General features: G+C 66.2%; 17 protein-coding genes. 8 read left to right on the top strand and 9 right to left on the bottom strand.

Annotation, left to right across the window (positions count from 1 at the left end; translation table 11 throughout):
- The first annotated feature begins 18 nt into the window (after positions 1-18).
- Positions 19-1,362: an AMP-binding protein gene (locus KY501_RS20180; RefSeq protein WP_224364837.1), complete on the top strand. Its 1,344-nt coding sequence runs from the start codon at positions 19-21 to the stop codon at positions 1,360-1,362.
- Between the two features lie 15 nt (positions 1,363-1,377).
- On the opposite strand, the gene KY501_RS20175 is transcribed toward KY501_RS20180, so the two are convergent.
- The 6 genes from KY501_RS20175 to KY501_RS20150 all read right to left on the bottom strand — a co-directional run bounded on the left by KY501_RS20175 (position 1,378) and on the right by KY501_RS20150 (position 9,918).
- Positions 1,378-2,871, bottom strand: a complete 1,494-nt coding sequence (locus tag KY501_RS20175) for a B12-binding domain-containing radical SAM protein (RefSeq protein ID WP_224364836.1) — start codon at positions 2,869-2,871, stop codon at positions 1,378-1,380.
- 30 nt (positions 2,872-2,901) lie between these two features.
- Entirely contained in the window at positions 2,902-3,705 is an 804-nt protein-coding gene (locus KY501_RS20170) for an alpha/beta fold hydrolase (RefSeq protein ID WP_224364835.1), read from the bottom strand.
- 15 nt (positions 3,706-3,720) lie between these two features.
- On the bottom strand, positions 3,721-4,197 hold the full coding sequence (locus KY501_RS20165) for a DUF2269 family protein (RefSeq protein WP_224364834.1): 477 nt from the start codon (positions 4,195-4,197) through the stop codon (positions 3,721-3,723).
- Positions 4,198-4,298: 101 nt separating this feature from the next.
- Entirely contained in the window at positions 4,299-5,762 is a 1,464-nt protein-coding gene (locus tag KY501_RS20160) for a DUF1302 family protein (RefSeq protein ID WP_224364833.1), read from the bottom strand.
- Between the two features lie 32 nt (positions 5,763-5,794).
- The gene (locus tag KY501_RS20155) at positions 5,795-8,953 is read right to left on the bottom strand and encodes an outer membrane lipoprotein-sorting protein (protein ID WP_224364832.1); all 3,159 of its coding nucleotides are present in this window, start codon (positions 8,951-8,953) and stop codon (positions 5,795-5,797) included.
- Between the two features lie 68 nt (positions 8,954-9,021).
- Positions 9,022-9,918: a TauD/TfdA family dioxygenase gene (locus tag KY501_RS20150; protein WP_224364831.1), complete on the bottom strand. Its 897-nt coding sequence runs from the start codon at positions 9,916-9,918 to the stop codon at positions 9,022-9,024.
- Positions 9,919-10,131: 213 nt separating this feature from the next.
- On the opposite strand from KY501_RS20150, the gene KY501_RS20145 reads away from it, so the two are divergent.
- The gene (locus tag KY501_RS20145; RefSeq protein WP_224364830.1) at positions 10,132-13,680 is read left to right on the top strand and encodes a MopE-related protein; all 3,549 of its coding nucleotides are present in this window, start codon (positions 10,132-10,134) and stop codon (positions 13,678-13,680) included.
- Between the two features lie 167 nt (positions 13,681-13,847).
- Entirely contained in the window at positions 13,848-14,618 is a 771-nt protein-coding gene (locus KY501_RS20140) for a PPC domain-containing protein (protein WP_224364829.1), read from the top strand.
- Positions 14,619-14,688: 70 nt separating this feature from the next.
- Here the strand turns inward: KY501_RS20140 and gltG are convergent, their stop codons facing one another.
- A complete protein-coding gene (gene gltG, locus KY501_RS20135; RefSeq protein ID WP_224364828.1) occupies positions 14,689-16,554 on the bottom strand; it encodes an adventurous gliding motility protein GltG in 1,866 nt (621 codons plus the stop codon).
- 222 nt (positions 16,555-16,776) lie between these two features.
- Between gltG and KY501_RS20130 the strand changes: the two genes are divergently transcribed.
- Positions 16,777-17,646, top strand: coding sequence for a class I SAM-dependent methyltransferase (locus KY501_RS20130; protein ID WP_224364827.1), 870 nt, complete (start codon positions 16,777-16,779; stop codon positions 17,644-17,646).
- Here KY501_RS20130 and KY501_RS20125 read toward each other — a convergent pair.
- Positions 17,633-18,010 (bottom strand): hypothetical protein, encoded by a 378-nt coding sequence (locus KY501_RS20125; protein ID WP_224364826.1) that lies wholly within the window; start codon positions 18,008-18,010, stop codon positions 17,633-17,635. The two genes, KY501_RS20130 and KY501_RS20125, sit on opposite strands and share 14 nt — an antisense overlap.
- A 55-nt stretch (positions 18,011-18,065) precedes the next feature.
- Between KY501_RS20125 and KY501_RS20120 the strand changes: the two genes are divergently transcribed.
- The 4 genes from KY501_RS20120 (at position 18,066) to KY501_RS20105 (ending at position 22,636) form a co-directional block, all read left to right on the top strand.
- On the top strand, positions 18,066-18,836 hold the full coding sequence (locus KY501_RS20120; protein ID WP_373691623.1) for a lysophospholipid acyltransferase family protein: 771 nt from the start codon (positions 18,066-18,068) through the stop codon (positions 18,834-18,836).
- Positions 18,837-18,844: 8 nt separating this feature from the next.
- Entirely contained in the window at positions 18,845-19,834 is a 990-nt protein-coding gene (locus KY501_RS20115; protein WP_224364825.1) for a cysteine synthase A, read from the top strand.
- A gap of 130 nt (positions 19,835-19,964) precedes the next feature.
- Entirely contained in the window at positions 19,965-20,432 is a 468-nt protein-coding gene (locus KY501_RS20110; RefSeq protein ID WP_224364824.1) for a (2Fe-2S)-binding protein, read from the top strand.
- Positions 20,429-22,636: a xanthine dehydrogenase family protein molybdopterin-binding subunit gene (locus KY501_RS20105; protein ID WP_224364823.1), complete on the top strand. Its 2,208-nt coding sequence runs from the start codon at positions 20,429-20,431 to the stop codon at positions 22,634-22,636. Before KY501_RS20110 ends, KY501_RS20105 begins: the two co-directional genes overlap by 4 nt.
- On the opposite strand, the gene KY501_RS20100 is transcribed toward KY501_RS20105, so the two are convergent.
- Positions 22,637-23,311, bottom strand: coding sequence for an Isoquinoline 1-oxidoreductase subunit (locus KY501_RS20100; protein WP_224364822.1), 675 nt, complete (start codon positions 23,309-23,311; stop codon positions 22,637-22,639).
- Between the last annotated feature and the right edge of the window lie 20 nt (positions 23,312-23,331).

Below are 23,331 nucleotides of genomic sequence, written 5' to 3'. Positions count from 1 at the left end.
GACCCGGAGCCCATCTCGATGACAGGTATCTACTCGAAGTTCCGCGACACCGTGGCCCGGCGTCCCGAGGCCGTGGCTTTGCGCACCCCTGGCCGCAGTTGGACCTACGCCCAACTGCTCGAGCAGACAGAGCAGTTCCGCAAGAAGCTCGAGCCCACCGTCGGCACGGGCTCCACCGTGGGCGTTGTCTGCTCCAATGATCCGATGTACGTGCCCCTGGCGCTCGCGTTGGACTCGCTCGAGTCCACCCAGGTGCCGTTCCCCGTGGAGTTCACCGAGCGGCAGCGGACGTGGATCCTCCATGATTCAGGCTGCGCGCATGTCGTCGAGGCGTCGGGTGCCGAGGTGCTCGTCCGGCCGGGCGTGGGCCCCACCAAGCAGTGGCTGGGCTCTCGGGTGGTGACGTACACGTCGGGCAGTACGGGCACGCCAAAGGGCGTGGTGCTGCCCCTGGGCATCGAGGAGGCGCTGGCCTCCTCGCTCGAGAAGCTCGCGCGCCACGAGCACGAAGTCTACGTCTCACTGCTGCCCATCAGCCTGTATCAGGAGTGGGTGATGGCGGTGTACCTGCCGCTGACGCGCGGGCACACCCTGGTCTGGGCCAAGGAGTTGCTGCCGCCGCTGGTGACCGGACGCTGGGATCTGAAGCATTACCTGCACCACCTCCGCGAGTTCGGGGCGACGTACATGGTCGTCCCTCCGCAGATCGTCACCGATCTGGCGGCCTTCGCGGAGAAGGAGGGCGCGGGCACGGACTCGGCGCAGCTGCTCGGTCCGCGCTTCCACCTGCTGGGGACCGGTGGTGCTCCGGGCAACGTGCAAGCCCAACGCACGCTGCAAGAGCGGGGTGTGTCGATCTACGAGGGCTACGGCATGTCGGAGGCCGGTGCGGCGGTCGCGGTCCGCATGCCCGGAGAGCGCCTGGGGACGGTGGGCAAGCCGCTGTCGCACCGCCGCATCCGCATCGCGGAGGATGATGAGATCCTCGTCTCGGGCAATCCGCTGATGATGACGTACACCACCGGCGAGCGGCCCATCGACGCCGAGGGCTGGCTGTACACAGGCGATCTGGGTCGGCTCGACGCGGACGGGGCCCTCACCATCTTCGGGCGGAAGAAGCGCCTGCTGATCACCAGCTTCGGGCGCAACATCGACCCGGCCTGGATCGAGAAGGTCTTCCTCTCCTCGCCGCTCGTGAATCGCGTGCAGGTATCAGGAGACGCTCAGGCACAGGTCACCGTGGGCATCGTCCCGAAGCCCCACGCGACGCGGGAGCTGTTGCAGGGAGAGTTGGAGCGCCTGAGCAAGGAGCTGCCCCGGATCGTCGAGCTGAAGTTCGACATCCAGGAACCCTCTGCCTGAAGGGCGCCCGCCGCCTCAGGGCTTGCGCTCGGGGGCGCCGAGCATGGCGTCCTTGAGGCGGCCCAGCTGGAAGCGCGTGAACATGGCGTAGCTGGCCAGCCGGTGCTTCGTCGTCACCTGGTGGATGAGCTTGTTCATGGGCCCGAAGTAGCCGTTCTCCTCCACCTTCTGGGACAGGAAGGCGCCGAACGGCGGGGCATTCCCCGGTGCCAGCACACTCATCTCGCTCGGGGAGTGGCGCAGCGCGTATCGCTTGAGCATCTTCAGCAGTGTGTCGGCGTGCTCGGAGCGGTAGTAGGTGAGCTCGAGCGGGTTCCAGTCAGGCTTGAGCTTCCCCTCTTTGATGGCCATGGCCTCAAGCGGGGTGCGCGGGTAGATCCACGGATCGACGTAGAAGAACGTGAAGTTGGGCTTGCACGCGTCGACCAGCTCCAGCGTCTCGCGCAGCTCGTCCGGCCCTTGTCCCGGCAGGCCGACCACATAACCGTGCATGATGTAGATGCCGAACTTTTTGAACGAGAGGGTGGCGTCGATGACGCCCTGCCGTGTCTGCGAGAGGTGGTTCAGCCGCGCGACCGTGTCGTTCCCCGTGTCGACGGTCATGTTGACCTCGAGGCAGCCGGCCTTGGCCATGGCCTCGATGAGCTCATTGGGGAGCGCGTTGTTCACCGGACGCACGTCGCATGACCAGCCAATCGTGTTCTTGCGCCGGATGAGCTCCTCGCACAGCTCCAGCGCGGCCTGGGGCGGGAGGTTGAACTCGGCGTCGGTGATGTAGAGGTGTTTCACGCCCTGCCGGCCCAGCTGCTCGAACTCGTCCGCGATGCGGGAGGGCTCGAAGACGCGGACCTTGCGGCCCTGGGTGTTCGGCGTCACGCAGTAGGAGCACTGCATGGGACAGCCGCGCTTGGTCTGGATGTTCGCCATCCCCCCCGCGCGCTGGTAGGCCATGGAGTCCACGAAGGTCCGCGACAGCGGTGGAATCTCGCTCAGGTCCCGGTACGGACGCTTGGGGCCCAGCTCGATCAGCGGGTTCTCGACCACCTTGCCATCCCGCCGGTAGATGAGCCCCGGAGTGTCGAAGGATGTGGCGCCGCTCTGGAGGCCGTTAAGGATATCCAGCAGGGGGAACTCTCCCTCGCCCACCACGGCGAAGTCTGGCTGGAAGTACTCGAAGCACTGCCGGGCCATGGTCGAGAAGCCGTTCCCTCCCATGATGATGTTGCGGTAGCCGCGGGCGCGCATGGCCGTGATGAGATCGTGCACCCGAGGCAGGAAGTTCGACATCGTGCTGCCGTCGTAGGTGTTGCGCATGGAGATGCCGACGACATCCGGGACGAAATCCCCCACCAGCTCGAACAGCTCCGAGTCCTTCTGGAAGCAGAGATCGATCGCCTTGACCTGGTGGCCCGCGCGGGCCGCGGTCTCGGCCAGGAACTCCAGGGCGAGCGGAAGCACCGGCCCCAGCGGCTCGCGGAACTGATTGGTGCTGACGAGCAGCAGCTTCATCTCACACTCCTCACCCGGGACTCTCCGGGCTCACGTGGGGCTGGCCGAGGACAGGAACGCACGCAGCTCCGCGTTGACCGCCTCCGGGTTCTCCAAGGTCGTCATGTGCCCCGCGGAGGGGATCTCCACCCAGCGTGCGCCCGGGATGAGCTCCGCGCACTTGCGGGCGGCGGGGCGCGGCACCGCGCGCTCCTCGGCCCCCCACATCACCAGCGTCGGGCAGCGGATCCGGGACAGCTCCGCCGAGAGGTCCGGCCGCAGGGCCATGCCGATCACCGATTTGACGATGGAGCGGCGGTTCTCCACGAGCATGTCGAGGTACTTCTCGCACGCCTCTGGGCGGCTGCGCGTGGTGTCTCCCAGAACGATGGGGAGCACCTGTTTGGCCAGGGCGCGGTTGACGCCCAGGGTCAGCGTGATGAGCGAGAGCATGGCCTGCTGAGGCAGGGCCAGCAGGGGCTCGGCGTCGGGCGTTGCGTCCATGACGACGAGGCTGCGGACGAGCTCGGGGCGGCGCGCGGCGACGAGCATGGCGACCTGGGCCCCGACGGAGTGGCCCACCAGGTGGACCGGCGCGCCGGCGAGCTGTTCGAGCAGGGCGATGGCGTCTCCGGCACACTCCTCGACACCGACTCTCCAACCGGGCGCGGGCGAGCTCTGGCCCTGGCCCCGATGGTCCCAGGCGATGCAGCGGTAGGTGTCCGAGAGCGCCTGGAGCTGCGGCTCGAACATCTTGTGGCTCCAGAGCAGGCCGTGGCTCATGCACACGGTCTGGGCTCCCTGCCCGCGCTCAGACGTGAAGAGGGATGCACCGGGAACGGCGATGGGGGGCATGGCAGCCTCCGTCACTCACGCGGGCTTGAACACCATCAGCACGATGATGAGGAAGTTGATCACCTCCATGCCCAGGTGCCCCAGGTGCAGGTTTCGATGCCGGGCTGCCGTGAGAAGTGCCTGGCCATGGGCGGCCGGGTCCACGGCGGCCTGCTGGGCCGCGGCTTGGAGGGCTCGGGCGGGAGGGACGACCACCACCGCTCGCAGGACGTTGAGGCCGATCCAGAGCACCACCGAGCCCCCGGCCCATACCTGCTGGAGCGCCCCGATGTACCAGGCGATGCCGATCCCCGACGCCACCGTCACCGCGACGGTCGGGACGATGAGCCGAGGCGCGGCCGCATAGACCTTGTAGGCCCCCAGCGCCTCGCCAGCGTTCGACGCGGACCGCATCAACGTCAGCCCGATCCGCGCGGTGGTGTTCCCGCCGACCATGAGGAACGCGGCGATGAGGTGGACGAACACGGCCGCGGTGTATGGGGACACGAACATCCAGGGGTCCTCGGCTCACGCTGGTGGGGGCCTGCCGCCGAGCGTCTCGGCACGGTGATCATGGCGGCCATGTAAAACACCGTCAAGGCAGGGTGGAACGGTCAGAAACCGTAGGTGTAACGCACGAAGGCATAGTCGTTCGTGTCGAAGAGCCCTCCCACGGAGAGTCCCTTGCCTTCCAGCACGAGCACGCCTGCCTCCACGTCGTGTCCGGGGTGCACCTCGTAGCCGGCGAGCCCCGAGATGACCCAGTCCTTGCGGACGAGGCCGTATTGGAGGCCGACGTTCACCTTCAGCCGATCGCGCAGGAACGTCTCCCGATACATGAACGCGGCGTTGGCCTGGTGGCGATCGATGAACAAGAGCGGCGCGTCCTCGGCCGTGCGGGCGGGGAGCCAGACTCCATAGAGCTCCAGCAGGAAGCGCTCGCGGAACTCCACGCCTCCCGCCCAGGACAGGGCACGGGTGCGGAAGGGGATCAGCTGCTCCGTGTAGAAGGTGCGCTTGGTGGAGAAGCGCGCGTCGATCCGGAAGACGAAGTCGTCGAGCACCGCGGAGCCATCCACGCCAATGCCCAGGTCCCGGTAGAACGTCGAGGTGAGGGCCGGCTGCGTGAGGAGGATCTCCGGGATGCGATCCCAGCCGTAGAACAGGTTGAGCCGCGCATCCCAGCCGTCGCCTCGAAGGAAGGCGCGCCCGCCCACGCTCCCATTGCGGGGCATGAACGAGGGGGCATTCGTCGCGAACAAGGCCTCCTCAGCGCCCCGGGCCTTGGTCACCTGCGCCTGCTGTTGCAGCAACCCGAGGAGCTGGGGCGCGGCGAGCAGGGGGGTCCAATCGCTCCCGAAGGCGTAGCCCCGCGTGGGGAAGAAGAAGGGCACGTACACCAGCTCGCCCCCCGCTCGGTCGCCCGCGTAGGCGGCGCGTACCAGGGGGATGGGCAGCACGGGACCCTCGAAGTCGACACCCGGGCCTCTCCTCAGGTCGAGCGGGTTGATGATGTCGTTCGGGCTGTTGATCTCCGTGCTCCCCCAGCGGAGCACCTGCTGGCCTATCTCCAGGCTGGCCCTGCCCCGGTTCAGGGTAATGACCGCGTCGCGCAGCTCGCTGTCGAAGAAGGCGCGGGCGGCACCACCAAAGTCCCGTTCGGGGCTGCGCACATCCAGGAGCAGCCGGCCCGACAGCCGGGCCGAGAAGTTCGGGCTCACGCTCAGCGCCGCCTCCAGCTCGAAGCTGCTCTGGGACTCCACGAGATCCTCACCCGGACGGTTGGAAGCCAGATCCAGGTTGGCCTGCGTTCGGAACCTGCCGCGGAAGGAGGCCGTGGGCCCGCTGGCCTGTCTTGGCGAAGCCACGGAGGTTGTGCCCGTCGTCTCTCCGCTGGGGCCAGGCATCCCCTCCAGGTCCGGATCTCCGCTGGGGGCAGGCATCCCCTCCAGGTCCGGATCCTGGGAGGAGTTCACAGGCTGCGCCGCTGGAGTGTCCTGCGCGTCCTCGGCCCCAGCGAGCAGAGGGAGGCCGCAGGCCAGAGCGAGGAGGGAAAGCCGAAAGATGTTCTGGAGCATGGACCTCGAGCCCACCCGGTCTGCGGTGTCCGTCAGTTCGATCCCATCCGCTCGGGCGTGAAGTCACCCGCGTTCTGCGGAGTCTTCAGGTCCACGGAGTCGACGAAGAAGTAGCTGCTGTGCTTCTTCAGCTTGTCCCAGACCTGGAGCTTGGTGGCGATCCATGAGCCGTCCAACTGCTTCGCCTCGTTGAGGCGGAAGACCTTCTGCAGGGTGCCGGACGCGTCATAGAACTTCAGCTGCTGCGCGAGGAACCCATCCTTGCGCACCCAGACCTCGATCTTGCTGTAGCGCTCCTTGTCCTTCGGCGTGGAGACGAGCTGGTAGCAGTCCACGCCGTCCAGCTTCACGTCCGCGAGCTTCTGGTGCGTGGAGCTCTTCAAATCCTGATACTCGAGATCCGCGTAGCTCACGTCGCTGCCCATGAAGGCCCCGCTCTTCTGGGCACCGGAGATGCGGCGGTTGCGCTTGAGGGCCGGCAGGTAGACGAACAGCTCATCCTCCTTGTCGCCGCCGTGCTCGAGCAGGAGGAAGGCGCTGCCTTGGACGTCCGCGGGAGCGAGGAACCGGATGAGACTGCGGTTCTTGCCGTCCACGTCGATGGAGCGGGTGACGAAGCGCCGCTCGCGCTTCTCGCCCCCATCCGGCTGCAGCACGAGCCGCATCTCCGCCATGCCCTGCTTGAAACCCACCGTATTGGAGTCGGTCAGCCGGTCGACGATCTCCTGGGCCGTGAGCTCGGCGGCATGCGCCGGAGCCGGGGCCAGCAGGGCGCCTACCCCCAGGAGCACCAGGAGCACCTTGGCCGAGTTTCCCAGGGAGCGCGCCTCCTCGGAGCCCTGCGCGGCCCCAGCCTGGAGGTGCACGGGAGCGGGCGAGCCCGGCTCCGCGCTGGCCTTGGGAGGCACTCCCTTGATCAACCACGTCCCCACGGCGGTCAGCAGGTTGGGCATGAGCATCAGCTCGCAGATGACGGCGACCCCCATGGTGATGGCCACGAGGAGCCCCAGGGTGTTGATGGGCTCGAAGCCCGACAGGAGGAAGGCGGCGAAGCCCAGCGACAGGCAGAAGGCGTTGACGAGCATGGGCTGCCCGACGGTGTTCAGCGCGTACTCGAGCGAGCCTCGGACATCGCGGGTCTCGAAGAGCTTGTCCCGGAAGGTGGTGATGAAGTGGATCGTGTCATCCACCGCCATGCCCATGGCGATACAGCCGGTGATACTGGTGGCGGCGTTCAGCTTCAGGCCCGTCCAGCCCAGGAGCGCGTAGTTGAACGCGATGGGCAAGGTGTTGGGGATCATCGCCATGATGCCGATCCGCACGGAGCGCGAGACCACCATCATCACCAGGCAGATCAGCGCGACGCTCAGCAGCAGGCTCTGCCACAGGCCGCTGGTGAACTGGAGGTTCGTCTTCGACGAGAGGTAGCCCGCACCGGTGAGGCGGGCGGAGACCTGAGCATCCGTGAAGTGGGTGGCCAGGTAGTCGTTCACCTGCAGCGAGAACTTCACGATCTCCTCCGAGGAGAGGAGGTGCGAGCGCATGATGAGGTTGGCCTTCGTGTAGTCCCGGGTCACCAGCGAGTCGAGTCCATCGGACTCATAGAGCAGCAGTGTCTGGGCAACAGCGGGACGCGAGTCGGGGACCTTGTATGCCGCCGCGTCTCCGTCGTTCAGGGCCCGATTCATCATCTTGAGCAGGTCCACGTACGACAGCGTGGTGTCCACGGCCGGCTGGGAGGCCAGGTATTGCTGGAGCGCCTCGATGCGAGCAATCACCGCGGGCTCCTGGAGGCCCCCCTGCTCCTTGGCTTCGATGACGATGTTGAAAGGCGTGATGCCCACCATGTTGTCGTTCACGTACCGGGCCGTCTTGTAGGTCTCGGAGTGATCCGGGAACCAGGAGATGGGATCGGTCTCGATGTGCATCTGCGTCACGCCGTAGGCGCTGCCGGCGATCATGAGCACGGTGACGACGGTGGCCGTGGTTCTTCCACCCCGGGAGATCAGCGCGGGCAGGAGCTTCACCGGTTGCAGTCGGTGGGCCAGGACCGCCATGCGAGAGGGCGGCTGGGCTTTCAGCGGGAGGATGGCGGCCAGAGCGGGGATGAAGGCGATGGCGACCAGGGTCGAGCACATGACGCCCAGCGCCGCGAACGAGCCGAATTCGTCAATCGCCTCGACGGGGTTGAACTTCAAGCTGATGAAGCCAATGGCGGTCGTCAGCCCGGACAGGAAGATGCCCGAGGCCGAGTGGGCCAGCGCGCTGCGCACCGCGCTCAGCCGATCCGGCTCCGTCTGCAGCGCCTGGTAGATGGCCGACATGACGTAGATGCCGAAGGTGGTCGAGACGGCGATGATCATCAGCGGCAAGGCGTTGGTGATCATCGAGATGGAGGTGCCCGCCAGCCCCAGGTTGCCCATGGTGAACAGGAGCGAGAGCACCACGCCCAGCAGGGGCAGGATGACGCCCGAGGGCCGCCCGAACGCGAGCAGCAGCAACAGCGCGATGACTCCGAAGGACAGCGGCACCAGCAGTCCCAGGTCGCTCTCCATGTAGCGGGTGATGTCCACCTGGACCACGGGCCAGCCGGTGATCTTGTACTTGCCAGGGCCCACCTCGGCATCGAGCAGCTTCTTCAAATCCCGGAGGACCTGGCTCTTGACCTGGACCTCGACGGCACCGCTGGCGTGCTTCAGCCGGACGACGATGGCGGACATCTTGCCGTCGTCCGACACGATGGTGCGGCGCAGGAAGGCGTCGTGGGTGGCGAACTCACGGAGCTGATCCGGGGTCCAGCCTTCCTTCACCTTGCGGATGACCTTGGGGAAGCTCAGCTCCCCATCCGCGCCGGAGATGACCTCGTAGTTCGTGAGGCTGTAGACCTTGTCCACGGACTCGGTCTTCTCGAACTGCTGGCTGAGCCGGTCGATGCGATCGAGGTAGGCCGGCTGGTAGATGCCGCCCTCGTCGGGGATGACGGCCATCAGGAACTCGTCCGCGCCGAATATCTTGCGGGCCTCTTCGTGGAGCAGGCGGTCGGGATCATGCTTGAGCATGATGCGCTCGACGGAGCCATCCAGGGTCAGCCTCGAGGCAGCCCACCCATAGACGCCCAGCAGCACCACGAGCAGGGCGAGGACGATCCATCGCCCGCGGACGATGGCTCCGTAGAGCCTTTCCCCCATCATTCGGACACTCCTTTAGACCACTCCTGGGTTGTTGGGGCCCCGGTCCAGGCGTGCGCCCGGACGGAGCCTCACCGGAGGAAGCTCAGCGCGTTGTAGATGGTTCTCTGGGGGTCTTTGATCGCGCGTCGGCCGTGCATCACCCGGGTGTTGTCGATCAGCACCACTTCACCGTTCTGCCACTCGATGTTCTCCGTGAGCCGCTCGGAGACTTCGGCGATCTCCTTCAAGATCGGCTCGGGGATGGGCGAGTCGTCCGCGAAGGTGATCTTCGGCTTCTCGTAGTTGTACGAAGGCCCCAGCATGCTGTTGGCGAAGGCGATCCGATCCGAGAACTGGGTCGGGTGGGCGGCGGGCACCTGGTAGGTGTAGTGGATGGCGCCGTCCGGCTTGAGCTCCGCGCTGGCGCCCTGGTGTCCCTCGTAGATGGCGGCCAGATCGCTGTACTCGATCTGCTCGAGCGGCTTGCGTCCCTGGAGAGAGTGGAAGACAAAGAACTTCCACTTCGCTGCCTCCACGTGGCGGCTGTACTGGATGGGCTGGGCCAGGAAGCGCTCGCGCGTGGAGGCGGAGAGGGCGTCCCAGACCAGGTTGCCGTCACAGACGGTGGTCTGCGAGCCCTCCGTGGCGGCCTTCTCGCAGAAGAACCAGCACAGGTGGGGCTGGAAGGGGTTGTTGCCGTTCTCGCAGTGCAGGCCGATGGCGTCGTAGCCGGCATCCACCTTCTGGGCGACCTTGCCGCCGTGGAACTGGCGCGCGGGATCAAGCGTGACGCGAACGCTCAGGCGCTGGACGAAGCGGGAGAACGAAGAGAGATCCGCGCTGAATCCTCGGAAGACGATGAAGCCGGCCTTCGCGAGCAGGGCCAGCACCTCTTCCTTCTCCAAGGAGTCCACGGCGCGGCCGTCGCCATGTATCAGCACGCCGTTCCCATTTCCGTAACGCGATTGGGGGAGTGGAGGGCTCATGGCTCGGATGATACTCGGGCCTCCGTGGGCGCGGATAGACCACCCCCGAGACCTTGACGCCCGGGCGAGCGAGTGATCTCGAAAGGTCGAGCGTACGTGACGCGTTCCGGTTTTTCAAGATGGTCCGAAGAAGCCTGTTATTGACTGTGTTCACTTCGGGTGTGGGCTAAGGAGCCAATCCGTTGCATCGAGCCCCTCACCCAGGAGTTGGCATTGAAGAGACGATTGGCATTGCTGCTGTCAGGTATGGCATTCGCGGCGTGTACCGACGCTGAGCCCAAGAAGACAGAGGAACACCCCTCAGCGACAGTGGTGCAAGAGCTGCCGGGAGATCCGCTCTGCAAGCTGCCCCTCGCTGCGGCGACAGCACTTCCCACCCAGGTAGAGAGGCGTTTTCTGGGCCTGGCGGGCACTCGCACGGGATCCTCACTGGCCGTACGTGAGCCCGGCGGCGGTGCTTCCCGGGAACTCATCGTGGGCTCACCTGGATCAGGCACCACGCTCAAGGGCTATACCCAGGTGCTCCCTCTGGCTCAGCCGTTGGACATCCGCAGCTACACCACGCGCTTCGAGGGCGAGGTGGCGGCCAACCGCCTGGGCACCGCCGTGGCGGCGGGGGACTTCATCTCGGGTTCGGGGGATGATCTCGTGCTGGGCGCGCCCGCCTATTCCAGCAACCTGGGCATCGTCTACCCGGTGGACTCCGGCCTGATCAACGGCGGTGACAAGGCGCTCACCACGACCAGTCCTCGCCTCAAGGGCTTCACCCCGCTGGAGCAGTCGGGCACGGCTGTGACGGTGGGGGATGTCACCGGCGACGGTGTGGCGGACCTGATCGTCGGCGCTCCCTTCTACGATACGAGCACGACCTACACGGACACCGGTGCGGTCTTCGTCCAGCCCGGCCCGGTGACGCCTTCCTCGGCCGGTCTGCTCGGCAGCGCACCCATCAAGCTGCTGGGAGGGCTCACGCAGAGCAACTATCAGGCGGGTTCCTCCGTGGCGGTGCTCGACCTGAACGGGGACGGAAGCAACGACCTGGTCGTGGGTGCGCCTCGCTATGACGCGGGGGCCCTGACGGACTCGGGCGCGGTGTTCGTGTTCTTCGGCCCGCTGTCCGGAGTCCAAAGCTTCTCCTCGGCGAACCTGCTCGTCTTCACCGGCTCCGTCGCGGGAGAGCTCGCGGGCTCCGCGGTGAGCAATGCGGGCGACGTGGACAAGGACGGCGTCGCGGATCTGCTCATCGGCGCGCCGGGCTCGAGCACCGCGGCCGGCAAGGCCTACCTGGTGTATGGCGGAAGCTCCCTGGGTCCTGTGGCTACGCCCAGCTCCCTGGCCTCCCAGCCTCGCTTCACCGGCGTGGCCTCCGACCTGGCGGGCACGGCCATCGTGGGTCCCGGAGACATCAATGGCGATGGCTTCAATGATCTGCTCATCGGAGCCCCCGGACACACCAGCAACACCGGCGCCGTGTACGTGGTGTACGGCACCGCGTCGCGGTTCGCGGGCAACAGCTCGTTGGCGGCGACGGCCCGCTACGGAGGCGCGGCGGCGGCCAGCGAGACAGGCCGGGCGCTGGTGGCGCTCGGAGACGTGAACGATGACGGCTCAGCGGACTTCGCCGTTGGCGCACCTGGTTTCTCCTCGGGAGCTGGCGCGGTCTATGTGGTGCTCGGATATGGCCCCCGCTGGTGGTACCCGGACAATGACAGTGACCGCTTCGGCACGAGCACGGGGGCGGCACGCACCTGCGGCGAGCCCGCGGCTGGCAGCAAGAAGGCCCTGATCAGCGGCGACTGTGATGACACGGATGCCAACAGCTATCCCGGTGCCGCCGAGGTCTGTGACAACAAGGACAACGACTGCAACGGGTCGGTGGATGACAACGCGGTGGACATGAAGACGTGGTTCGAGGACGCGGACGGGGACGAGTACATCTACTTCAGTACCGCGTACCTGGGCTGCACGCCCCCCAGCTCCTCGGGATGGATCGACTTCAGCCAGTTCGATGGTCTGGAGTGCGATCCGCCCGCCGGCAACACGGATCCCAACTACAGCACGGACCATGACAGCTCCATCCACCAGTTCGCCGCGGAGGTCTGCGACAACAAGGACAACAACTGCGATGGGAACGTGGATGAGGATCAGAGCCTCTGGCCGACCTGGTATCCCGACGGCGACGCTGACGGCTACGGCCGCAACGCGAGTGCCGTCCAGGCCTGCGTGGCGCCAGCGAACCATGTGAGCAACAACACGGACTGCGATGACACCCTCGCCATCACCCATCCGGGGGCCGCGGAGGTTTGCGACAGCAAGGACAACAACTGCGACGGTGCCGTGGACGAGGGAGTGCTGACGACCTACTTCCGCGACGCGGACGGCGACGGACATGGTGTGCCCGCGCAGACCGCCCAGGCCTGCAGCAAGCCTGCGGGTTACTCCACGCTCAGTGACGACTGCAACGACTCGACGACGAACGGCGCGCAGATGTACCCGGGCAAGGCCGAGGTCTGCGATGGCCTGGACAACAACTGCAACTTCGACACGGACGAGGGAGTGAAGGCGAGCTTCTTCCTGGACTCCGACCATGACGGGTACGGCAGCCCCTACGTCTTCGTCAGCGCGTGCACGGCTCCCACCGGCTACGTCGCGAGCAACCAGGATTGCAACGACGCGAGCGCCTCCGTGAAGCCCGGCGCCACCGAGGTCTGCGATGGGAAGGACAATGACTGCGATGGCGTCGTGGACGAGGGCGTGCTGAGCGTGTGGTACGCGGACTCCGATGGCGATGGCGTGGGCACCACCAACGCGGCCTTCAGCGTCAGCGCCTGCTCCGCCCCTGCCGGCTATGTGGCCAGCCATGCCGACTGCAATGACGGCGATGCCACCGTGAAGCCGGGTGGCACGGAGGTGTGCGATGGCCTGGACAATGACTGCGACGGCAGCGTGGACGAGGGGATTGCCACCACCGCGTGGTACCCCGATGCGGATGGCGATGGGTTCGGCAATGCCTCCGCCTCGCCCGTGGTGGCCTGCCGCATGATCGTCTCGGGCTATGTCGGCAACAAGACGGACTGCAACGACAGCAGCTCCAGCATCAACCCGTCCCAGGCCGAGGTGTGCGAGCCCGCGAGCCAGACCCAGGTGGACAACAACTGCGATGGCAACACGGAGAACGGCGTCAACGCCAAGGTCTGGTACCGCGATGCGGATGGGGATACCTACGGCGACCGGACGAACACGCTCACGCGGTGCTCCACTCTCCCGGGCTATGTCGAGCGCGAGTTGGATTGCAATGACAGCAACCCGAACGTGAACCCCGGCCGTCCGGAGATCTGCGAGGCAGGGACCTATGCCAACCAGGTGGACAATGACTGCGACGGGGACACGAACGACGTGGACCCGGCCTTGCCTGTTGCCAACGGAGGCGCTCCCCTGTGGTACGGCGATGCGGACAAGGATGGGCATGCGGGTACGGGCTTCCAGCTCCGCTGGTGCTCCGATCCGAGCGACCTCAAGGATCCCCTGACGGGAAAGGTGCTCGTCCAGGGAAAGTACCTGCTCGCCACACCGGATGACTGCAACGACTCCAACGCCGGCGCGTACCAGGTGCTGCGCTGGTACAAGGATGTCGATCGCGATGGCTGCGGTGACAGCACGGACCCGGGCATCAACTCGTGTGGCGGACCCTCCTGCTCCGTCGTCTACGTCACCAACAACCGGGACGTGAACGACGCCAACGCGTCCATCTGCGAGCTCTGATCTCCCGCTGATGCGGTTCCAGGCACCAGGGGTTTCGCGAGAGGGGGATTCTTCTCAAGGGCCCCTGGTGTCTTTTCATGGAGGGATTGGAAGAAGTTTCTGGCTTGTGACAATCGGTGCGGTGTTGGCCACTACTGTGTGCGCTCCAACCCAAGCATGGAGTGTCAATGCACCTCGCCCGTGCAGTGTCCGCAGTGGCCCTGATCTCGATGTCTGTCGTTGGTTGTGGCGAACCGCTTCCGGGGACCGAAGGCAAGGTGGCGCCCCAGGTGGAGCCGGAGTTGGTGGCCCGGGCCCAAGCGCTCTCCACGGATATCTTCAATGGCTATCCGGTGACGGTGCAGGGCGGACTGGGCTCGGTGCAGTCCTTCCGCCTGGTCAACCCGGCGCCCGCGGCGAAATTGAGCTTCACGTTGCGAGGGGGCAGTGGTGACGCGGACCTCTACGTGAAGGCCTTCGCCGAGCCCACGTTCTCCGATTATGACTGCCTGAGCGATTCGGTGGGCAATAAGGAGAACTGCGCGTATACCGGCGTGGGAGACGACGAGCCGTACTATGTCCTCGTCTATGGCTTTGAGGCGTTCTCCGGCGCCACGCTGCACGCGTACTACAGCAATCCCATCTCGCTCGCGACGCCGGTGTCCATCTCGGCCAATCGACTGGCACGCACCGTGTACGAAGTAGATGTGCCGGCGGGCAAGAAGCGGCTCCAGGTGACCGCCACCCAGACAAGCGCGTGGGAGACTGGCCCGTTCAATCTCTATGTCCGTCAGGGAGATGCTCCCGCGGTGCCTGGCGCAGTGGACTGCGCCACGAGCAACTCGACGCTGCCCGCGGTCTGCACCATCACCAACCCCGTGGCCGGTAAGGCCTACATCATGATCGAGGGCGTGGACCACTTCGGCTGCACCTTCCGCGTGGACGCGCTCACCAAGTAGAGGACGGGCAGCGGCCGTTCGCCGTGGGAACCGGGAGCGGGCTCCATCGGAATGCTCGCTCCCGTGAGCCCTACCGGCCGGACTGCTTGAAGATGAAGGGGTAGCTGACCACGACGATGCCGCCGCCCTTGGGCTTGGGGAACTCCCAGAGGCGCACGTGGTTGGCCACGCACGAGTCCAACTCCCTGCTGCCCGTGCTGGACTGCGCCACCTTCGACTGGAGCACCTGTCCCTGGGGCCCGATGGTGAACTGGGTCTGCACCTTACCGTTCAGGTCCGGGTACTGGTTGAGCAGGCTCTCGAAGCAGGCGCGGATCTGTTGCTTGTGGTCCTGGATGACCTTGCGGACGAGATCCTTGTCCAGGGTGCCCTCCTTGATCTCCGGCTCCGAGGCGGCGATGGCCACGTCCACGCTCTGCTTGCCCGTGAGCCCCGTGGGTGTGCCGTAGTTCTGATTGCCGCCCGCGCGGCCCTGGGTTCCCAGAGGCCCCAGGCCGATGGTGCTGCCGGTGCCACCGCCCGGGCCACCCGGACCGCTCTTCGTCACCAGGGTGCCGAAGCCTCCCGGGGTGCCCAGCATCGCGCTCACGTTGCTGACGGCGTTCTTGAGTTCGTTGCCCTTACCTGTGGAACCGAAGAGGTTCGCCAGCCCCTTGCCTGGACCGCCCAGCAGATTCTTCACGAGCGCTTGCGCCTTGTCCTTCGACGTCATCGTGCTCGTGGAGGTGCGCTGCTTGTCCTGCGTCCTGCGCAGCGGCCTCTGCGGATCAGTGGGCTTCTGAGTGGTGGCCCGTTTCTGTTCCTTCTGCTCGTTCAATTTGGCCAGGAAGTGGTTCTTCTGCGGCTCGGACTGCTTGATGATCAGCTTCGTCAGCCGCGACTGATCGCCGGAGAGTTCGTCCGCGAAAGACTCGTCCCCGCCGGTCCGGTTCATCGCGCTGATCACGAACATCGTCGCGGCGAAGAACATCACCAGGAAGATGTTCAGCGCGCGGTAGTCCACTGACTCGGCTAGTGGGACGTGGACGCGCTTGGGCACGGGCTGGAAGCACACCTCTAGCGTTACTCCGCCCAGATCCACCCAGAAGACATCGTCCGTTTGGAGCGCCAGTATGTACGTGGTGTCTTCATGCGAGGCCTTGCCGGACTCGATGACCGCCTCGAGGGTCAGGGTCTCCGCGTCGCGGATGAGTTCGCCCTTCATCTTGCCGGTGAAGCAGACGGTGTATGTCTGCCCGTCGGTGCGCAGCACCTCCAGGCGCGGGCTGCCGAGACGCGAGTCTCCCATCACGAAGTCCACGCCCTGGGCGCTACCCGCGGTGAAGGACTTCTTCTGGTCAGGAGGCAGGAAGAACTCTCCGACGCGCTGGTCGCCCCACACGAAGCTCAGCGACACACCCATGGGGCCGCTCGCCCGGCCTGTTCGGTGTTCGCGGATGCGAGGCGCGGGCTGAGGCAGAGGCACCTCGGCTGGTGTCGACGCGAGTTCGGGCTGCGCAGAGAGTGTAGGGGACGGCTCAACCGCGGGGGTAGGAGCGGGAGCGGGAGGCAGTGTGACTTCCGGAGTCACGGCTGCGACCTGCACGGGGACTTCGGTGCTCGCCACGGCGGAGGCGAGGTTCACAGCGGCGACCGCAGCCGGGTTCTCCAGGCGCAGGGTGGTGCCACCCAGGCGGATCTCGTCGCCGAAGGTGACGCGGCCCTTGTTGACGCGCTTGCCGTTGACGTAGGTGCCCTCGACGCTGCCCATGTCGATGACGGACAGCGAGCCATCGGCCGAAGCCTCGAGGACGGAGTGGACCCGGCTGACCGTTTCGTCATCCAGGCGCAGGTGTGCGGAGGAAAGGCGACCGATCTTGATGATGTCGCGCTCGAAATCCTGCGAGGTAACGAGCGTCTCGCCCTTGAAGACCTTGATTGTCAGCGGAATGGCCATGGTGGCGGCTCCCTGCTTGCTTACTTGCTGAGAGAACTGACACCGCCTTTTCCGAAAGGTTCCCGCGCCGGTGCGGAGAATCGCGGACGCCTCGTGGCGCACAGGAGACGTCAGCTGTACGACATCCGCCTGACCGGTGAGATGGGTGATCCGAAAGATTCGTCCACCCAGTGAGGCTGAGGCATTTCCCAGATGAGACCACTCGAATGGTGGGGGAGACACATGAGGGCGGAGCGGTGGGTATCGGAAGCGGCGTTCTTTGATCGGCTGGCGGAAGTGAAGCTCCGGGGCGTTTCTCCGGTGGAGCCGGAGGTTGTGCGGAGGTACGCGGGACGGCTGCGCCCGTGGTTCCACAAGGAGTTCCGCTTCGAACTCTTGGGAGAGCTGCATGGCCAGCACGTGCTGGATGTGGGCTGCGGGGATGGCACCAACGCGATCCTGTTGGCGAGCAGGGGAGCGCGAGTGACCGGAATCGACATCTCGCCACGGTCTATCCGGCTGGCGACCGAGCGCGCGCGGATGGCGGGAGTGGAGGATCGGGTGCGTTTCCTCTGCTCACCGCTGGAGGTGGCCGAGTTCCCTGAGAACAGCTTCGACGTCATCTGGGGCGACGGCATCCTGCACCACCTGATTCCCGAGCTGGAGACGGTGCTGGAGCGGCTGGTGCAGTGGGCGAAGCCAGGGGCGCGGGTGGTGTTCTCCGAGCCGCTCAGCCTCAGCTCGATGTTGCGCCGCCTGCGTGCGCACATTCCGATTCATGACGGCGCCACGCCGGATGAGCGGCCGCTACAGGCCTCCGAGCTGGAGGTGATCCTCGGGAAGCTGCCGGGCGCGAGGCTGCGGCACTTCGCGCTGCTGAGCTGGTTCAACCGCTTCGTGTTGCGCGGGAGCACCTACGAGCGGGCCTCCGAGGCACGTCGGCTCGTCGTCGGCGTGCTGCATGCAGCGGACTACGCACTGCTGTCACTGCCCGTGCTGCGGAAGCTTGGGAGCATGGTGGTCATCTCGGCGAAGGTGACGAAGCCGGCCAGGGGAGGGAATGCCGAGAGCGTCGAGAGCGAGTGTCCTGTGACGTGCTTCAAGGTCGCCTGACGGCTTTCCGGGCGGTGCGACTCGGACGCGGCCGGGTGCGCTTGGCGGAAGCTTGGGGCTTCGCGCGGGGGGTCACATCCTCGAACTCGTAGAAGCGCCTGCGGACGAAATACATGGCGTTCATCAGTGCGTCGACTGGTCCCACGCCGAAGGAGTAGTCGATTCCTTGAGTGACGTGCTCGAAGTACATCGGGCAGTACCAGTGTGTTCCGTCTTCAAGCTGCGCAGGGCGGCCGATGGTGATGCGAGAGGTTCTCTTTGCTCCGTCCTCTGCCCTGTAGGACCAGTAGTCGTCCGCGATGGGATCGTCGATGGACGTGAGCTTGGGACGCCAGTCCTTCGCGGGTTTCTTCGTTTGAGTCATGGGGTGTCCATCCAGGTCATTTGTACAGGAGTGAGTTCTTGCTCCAAGGAGGCCGGTGTGTGGCACACTGCTTCGCGCTATCCGGCTCCTGTTCTCCATCGTCTTCTGGTCGTTCCTGGCGCTCTCGAGTCTGGTGCTCTTCCTCGGAGCACTGGTGCTGTGGGCCGTCACGCTCCCGTTCGACCGCAATGGGCTCGTTCTCCACCTGTACTCGTGCTTCTGGGCCCAGCTCTACATGTACGTCAACCCGCTCTGGCGCCAGCGCGTGGATGGACGTGAGCACCTGCCCTGGCGTGGCCCCGCCGTTCTCGTCGCCAACCACGAGTCCCTGGGCGACATCCTCGTGCTCTTTGGCCTCTACCGGCCCTTCAAGTGGGTCTCCAAGGCCTCCAATTTCAAGCTCCCCTTCATCGGCTGGAACATGTGGCTCAACCGCTACGTCCCCCTCGTGCGCGGGGACCGCGAGAGCGTCGGCCGCATGATGGCCCTGTGCGAGCGGTGGATTGCTCGGGGTGTCCCCGTGCTCCTGTTCCCCGAGGGCACCCGCTCCCCCGATGGCAACATCAAGGCCTTCAAGGAGGGTGCCTTCCAACTCGCCGTGAAGATGCAGTGCCCCGTCATCCCCGTGGTCCTCACCGGCACCGCGAAGACCCTGCCCAAGCACGGGCTCAAGCTGCAGACCTCCGCCAACTGCCACGTCCAGGTCATGCCGCCCGTCGACCCTGCCCCCTTCCAGGGCAATGTGCAGGCCCTGCTTGAGCACGTGCGCAACCTGATGATCGCGGAGAAGGCCCGCATCGAAGCCGCCCTCAACACGGCGCGGTAGAAAGACTCATGGCACCACGGATCGGTTCACTCTGGGATGCAGTCGGCAACACGCCGCTGCTGCGCATCGGCTCGCTGTCCCGCCTCACCGGCTGCGACATTCTCGGCAAGGCCGAGTTCATGAACCCCGGCGGCAGTATCAAGGACCGCGCCGCCAAGGGAATGATCCAGCGCGCCGAGGCCGAGGGGAAGCTCTCCCCCGGCGGCACCATCGTCGAGGGCACCGCCGGCAACACCGGCATCGGTCTGGGCCTGCTCGGCCGTGAGCGTGGCTATCGCGTCGTCGTCACCATGCCCGACAACCAGGCCCGCGAGAAATACGAGCTCCTCGAGGCCATGGGCGTCGAGGTCCGCAAGGTCCCCGCCGTGCCGTTCTCCAACCCCAGCCACTTCTTCCACAGCGCCCGCACGCTCTCCGAGCAGCACGGTTGGTTCTGGGCCAATCAGTTCGAGAACACCGCCAACGGCGACTTCCACTATCAGACCACCGGCCCCGAGCTGTGGGAGCAGTGCGAAGGTCGCCTCGACATCCTCGTCTGCTCCGTGGGCAGCGGCGGGACCATCTCCGGCGTGAGCCGCTACCTCAAGGAGAAGAACCCCGCACTCCGCGTGGTGATGGTGGACCCTCTGGGCTCCGGCCTCTATTGCTGGGTGCGCGAGGGGAAGATGGAGGGCTCGGGCACCTCCATCACCGAGGGCATCGGCATCATGCGCCTCACCGAGAACTTCCGCCGCTCCCATGTCGACGAGGCCATGCGCCTGACTGATCAGGACATGATCGAGATGCTCTACCACCTGGCTCGCGAGGATGCGCTGGTGGTGGGTACCTCCGCGGCCATCAATGTCCGCGCCGCCTATGAAGTGGCGCTCAAGCATCGCGGGCAGGGGCTGCGCATCGTCACCCTGCTGTGCGATCACGGCAGCCGCTACACCTCCAAGGTGTTCAACCCCGAGTTCCTCGCCTCCAAGCAGCTCGTCGTGAAGCCTCTGCCCACCTGAGCCGGAAGTGTCCGGCATAGGAGAGATGGCAGGGGCTCACGGCTCCGGCGGATCCGTGCCCTGGTAGCTTCCTCTGACCCGATCGTCGCCCCTGTCGCAGCAGGACCGAACGCGGGCAGGAGGTGTGCCGATGGCGTTCACCCTGACCATCAACGGCAAGAGCCATGTCATCGATGCCGACGAGGGCACTCCGCTCCTTTATGTCCTCCGCGATGAGCTCGGGCTGAATGGGGCCAAATATGGCTGCGGCGTGGGGCAGTGCGGCGCCTGTACCGTGCTCAGGGATGGGGCTCCGTTGCGCTCGTGCTTCGTCCCGGCCGGCTCGCTGCGTGAGCAGTCGATCACCACCCTGGAAGGAATGCGTGCGCTTGATGGCGCGCTGCACCCCCTTCAGAGCGCCTTCCTGGAGGAGCAGGCGGGACAGTGCGCCTACTGCATTCCAGGCATGATCATGGCGGCGGCAGGGCTGCTGCGACAAAAGCCCAACCCCTCCGAGGCGGAGATCCGCACCGCCCTCGATGCCAACCTGTGCCGGTGTGGTTCGCACAACCGCATCGTCCGAGCTGTGAAGCGCGCCGCGGAGGCCATGGCGCGATGAGCACCCCTGTTACTCGCCGCTCGGTCTTGAAGGGCTCGCTGGTGCTGGCCTTTGCCCTCGCTGGTTCGCGCGTCATCGGTGCGGAACAGGGCTCGAAGAAGATGCCCAATGATCTGGCGAAGAACCGCCAGCTCGATGCCTGGCTGCGCATCGGCGCCGACGGCGTCGTCACCCTCAAGACGGGCAAGGTGGAACTCGGTCAGGGCATCCTCACGGCGCTCGGGCAGATCTGCGCCGATGAGCTGGACATCGAACTCTCACGGCTGGAGATCGTCTCGGGCAGCACCACGCTCTCTCCGCGTCAGGGCGTGACCGCTGGCAGCATGTCGACTCCTGAAGGAGGGACGGCGGTGCGTCAAGCCGCGGCCGAGGTCCGTTCCATCCTCGTGGACATGGCGGGCAAGCAGTTGAAGGCTCCGGTCTCGCGGCTGCGCGTGGTCGATGGGACGATCTCGGACACCTCGAGCGGGCGCAAGGTTACCTATTGGAGCCTCATCGGAGGCCGTCAGCTCAACCGAGAGGCGACGGGCTCCGTGGCTTCCAAGCCCGTTTCGGAGCGGCGCTATGTGGGCCGCTCCATTCCTCGGCGCGATCTGCCTCCCAAGGTCACCGGCGAAGCCATCTTCGTGCAGGACCACCGGCCCGCGAATCTGGTGCATGGCCGGGTGGTGCGCGTGCCCTCTCCAGGAGCGGCACTCCTCGAGGTGGATACGGCCTCCGTGGAGCGCATGCCGGGCGTCCTCAAGGTGGTGCGCGACGGCAACTTCCTGGGAGTGATCTCCGCCAGGGAGTGGCAGGCCATCCGGGCCGCCGAGAGCCTCGCCCGCGCTGCTCGGTGGCGGGAGCTGGCCTCGTTGCCCGTCGATCCCTATGCGTGGTTGCTGGCGCAGCCGGCCCAGGACATCGTCATCCAGGACACTCCACGCGCGGACGGCTCCGCTCCCGTGCGCACCCTGGAGGCCAGCTACCGGCGCCCCTATCAGATGCATGCCTCCATCGGCCCGTCATGCGCCGTGGCGGAGTGGGACGGAGAAGTCCTGTCCCTGCACAGCCACACCCAGAGCATCTTCGAGACCACCGAGGCCATCGCGAAGATGCTCGGTGTGCCGAAGGAGAAGGTCCAGGGTCAGCACATGAATGGTGCGGGCTGCTATGGCCACAATGGCGCGGACGATGCCGCCGCCGATGCCGCGCTCCTGGCCCACGCCCTGCCGGGCCGAGCCGTTCGCGTGCAGTGGTCCCGCCAGGACGAGCACACCTCCGAACCCTACGGTCCCGCCATGGTCACCCGTGTTCGTGCAGGCGTTGATGCGAAGGGGAACGTGCTCGACTGGGCCTATGAGCTCTGGTCCACCTCTCACGGCATGCGGCCGAGCGGGGACCCCGGAAACCTGCTCGCGGGCCAGTCGTTGGCCTCGCCCTTCTCCGCGCCCACGCCGAAGAACGGTGGTCCTCCCAACTACGCTGCGGACCGGAACGCCATCCCGCTCTATGCGTTTCCGGGCCAGAAGGTGACCACGCACTTCATCACCCAACTGCCCGTGCGCACCTCCTCCCATCGCGCCCTGGGCGCCTACGCCAACGTCTTCTCCATCGAGTCCTTCATGGATGAGCTGGCGTATGAGGCGCATGCCGACCCCGTCGAGTTCCGGCTCCGTCAGCTCCGGGACGAGCGGGCGAAGGCCGTCATCTCCAAGGCGGCCGAGCGGTTCGGCTGGTCCTCCTGGTCCCGTTCGCCCCAGCGAGGACGCGGCATCGCCTTCGCCCGCTACAAGAACCTCGCGAGCTACTGCGCGGTCTGCCTCGAGGTTCATGTCGACCCCGAGACCCATGTCGTGAAGGTCCTGCGCGCCGTGCTCGCGGCTGACGCGGGCGAGGTGGTCAACCCGGATGGGCTCACCAATCAGCTCGAGGGCGGGCTGATCCAGTCCCTGAGCTGGAGCCTGAAGGAGGCGGTCCAGTACGACGCCCACCGCATCCTCTCGCGCGACTGGAGCTCCTATCCGATCCTCACCTTCTCGGAGGTTCCTCCCGTCGAAGTCGAGATCATCGATCGTCCGGGCGAGCCGTTCCTCGGGGCAGGGGAGGCCTCACAGGGCCCCACTCCCGCCGCCTTGGCCAATGCCATCTTCGACGCCACCGGCCTCAGGGTTCGCGAGCTGCCGATGACGCCCGAACGCCTCGCAGCGGTGCGCAAGGGCTGATCAGGGCTTCGGGCAGTGGGCGCCGGTGTCCATCCAGGCCTGGATCAGCTCTCCGAAGGCCTTCTGCGTGCCGGGTACTGGCTCCAGGCCCGGTCCTGGGGTCCAGCCCCATGCGACCAGGACGTCCTCGGCCATGTGGTGCTGGAGGGCGGCCAGGCTCTTTCCTCCATTGCGGCTCGGATCCTTGATCTGCTCGCAGATCTGCCCAAGCGAGCGGCCCAGCCACGCCATCTTCACCGGAGCCAGGGCCCACTTCGGATTGCCTGGGATGCTCGGAAGGGTGGCTCCCACGGTCGTCGTGTTGGTGGACTGGTGGCACGCCGTGCAAGGCAGGCCCGGGGCGCCATGTCCATCCGAGCCTCCCGAGACCGCGGGGATGTGCGCGTGCTGATCCATTCCCTGCCGTGGCCTGTCATCCGGGGGATGGCAGTTGGTGCAGCGGGGATGGGTGATCACCCGGCCTGCCTCCACGAAGAGCGACACCGAGCGTTCCTTTGGGTCGGCGATCTTGGAGAACGCCGACACCGGCTGGAGCTCGTTCCCAGGATTGCGCTCCGCCTGGGGGCTCGCGTCGGGAGCAGGGGACTCGGGTGGTGGCGTGGTGGCCTTGCAGGTGCAGCCTGCGAGCATCGCGGCTGCACTCAACATCCGCAGGGTGGCTGGAAGACGGCGCATGTATCCCCGTGAGCCCTCGA

The sequence above is a fragment of the Hyalangium versicolor genome (genome assembly GCF_020103695.1).
GTDB classification, from domain to species: domain Bacteria; phylum Myxococcota; class Myxococcia; order Myxococcales; family Myxococcaceae; genus Hyalangium; species Hyalangium versicolor.
Note: the sequence above shows the minus strand (reverse complement) of the source record. Positions and strands in the feature narration are given on the sequence as shown.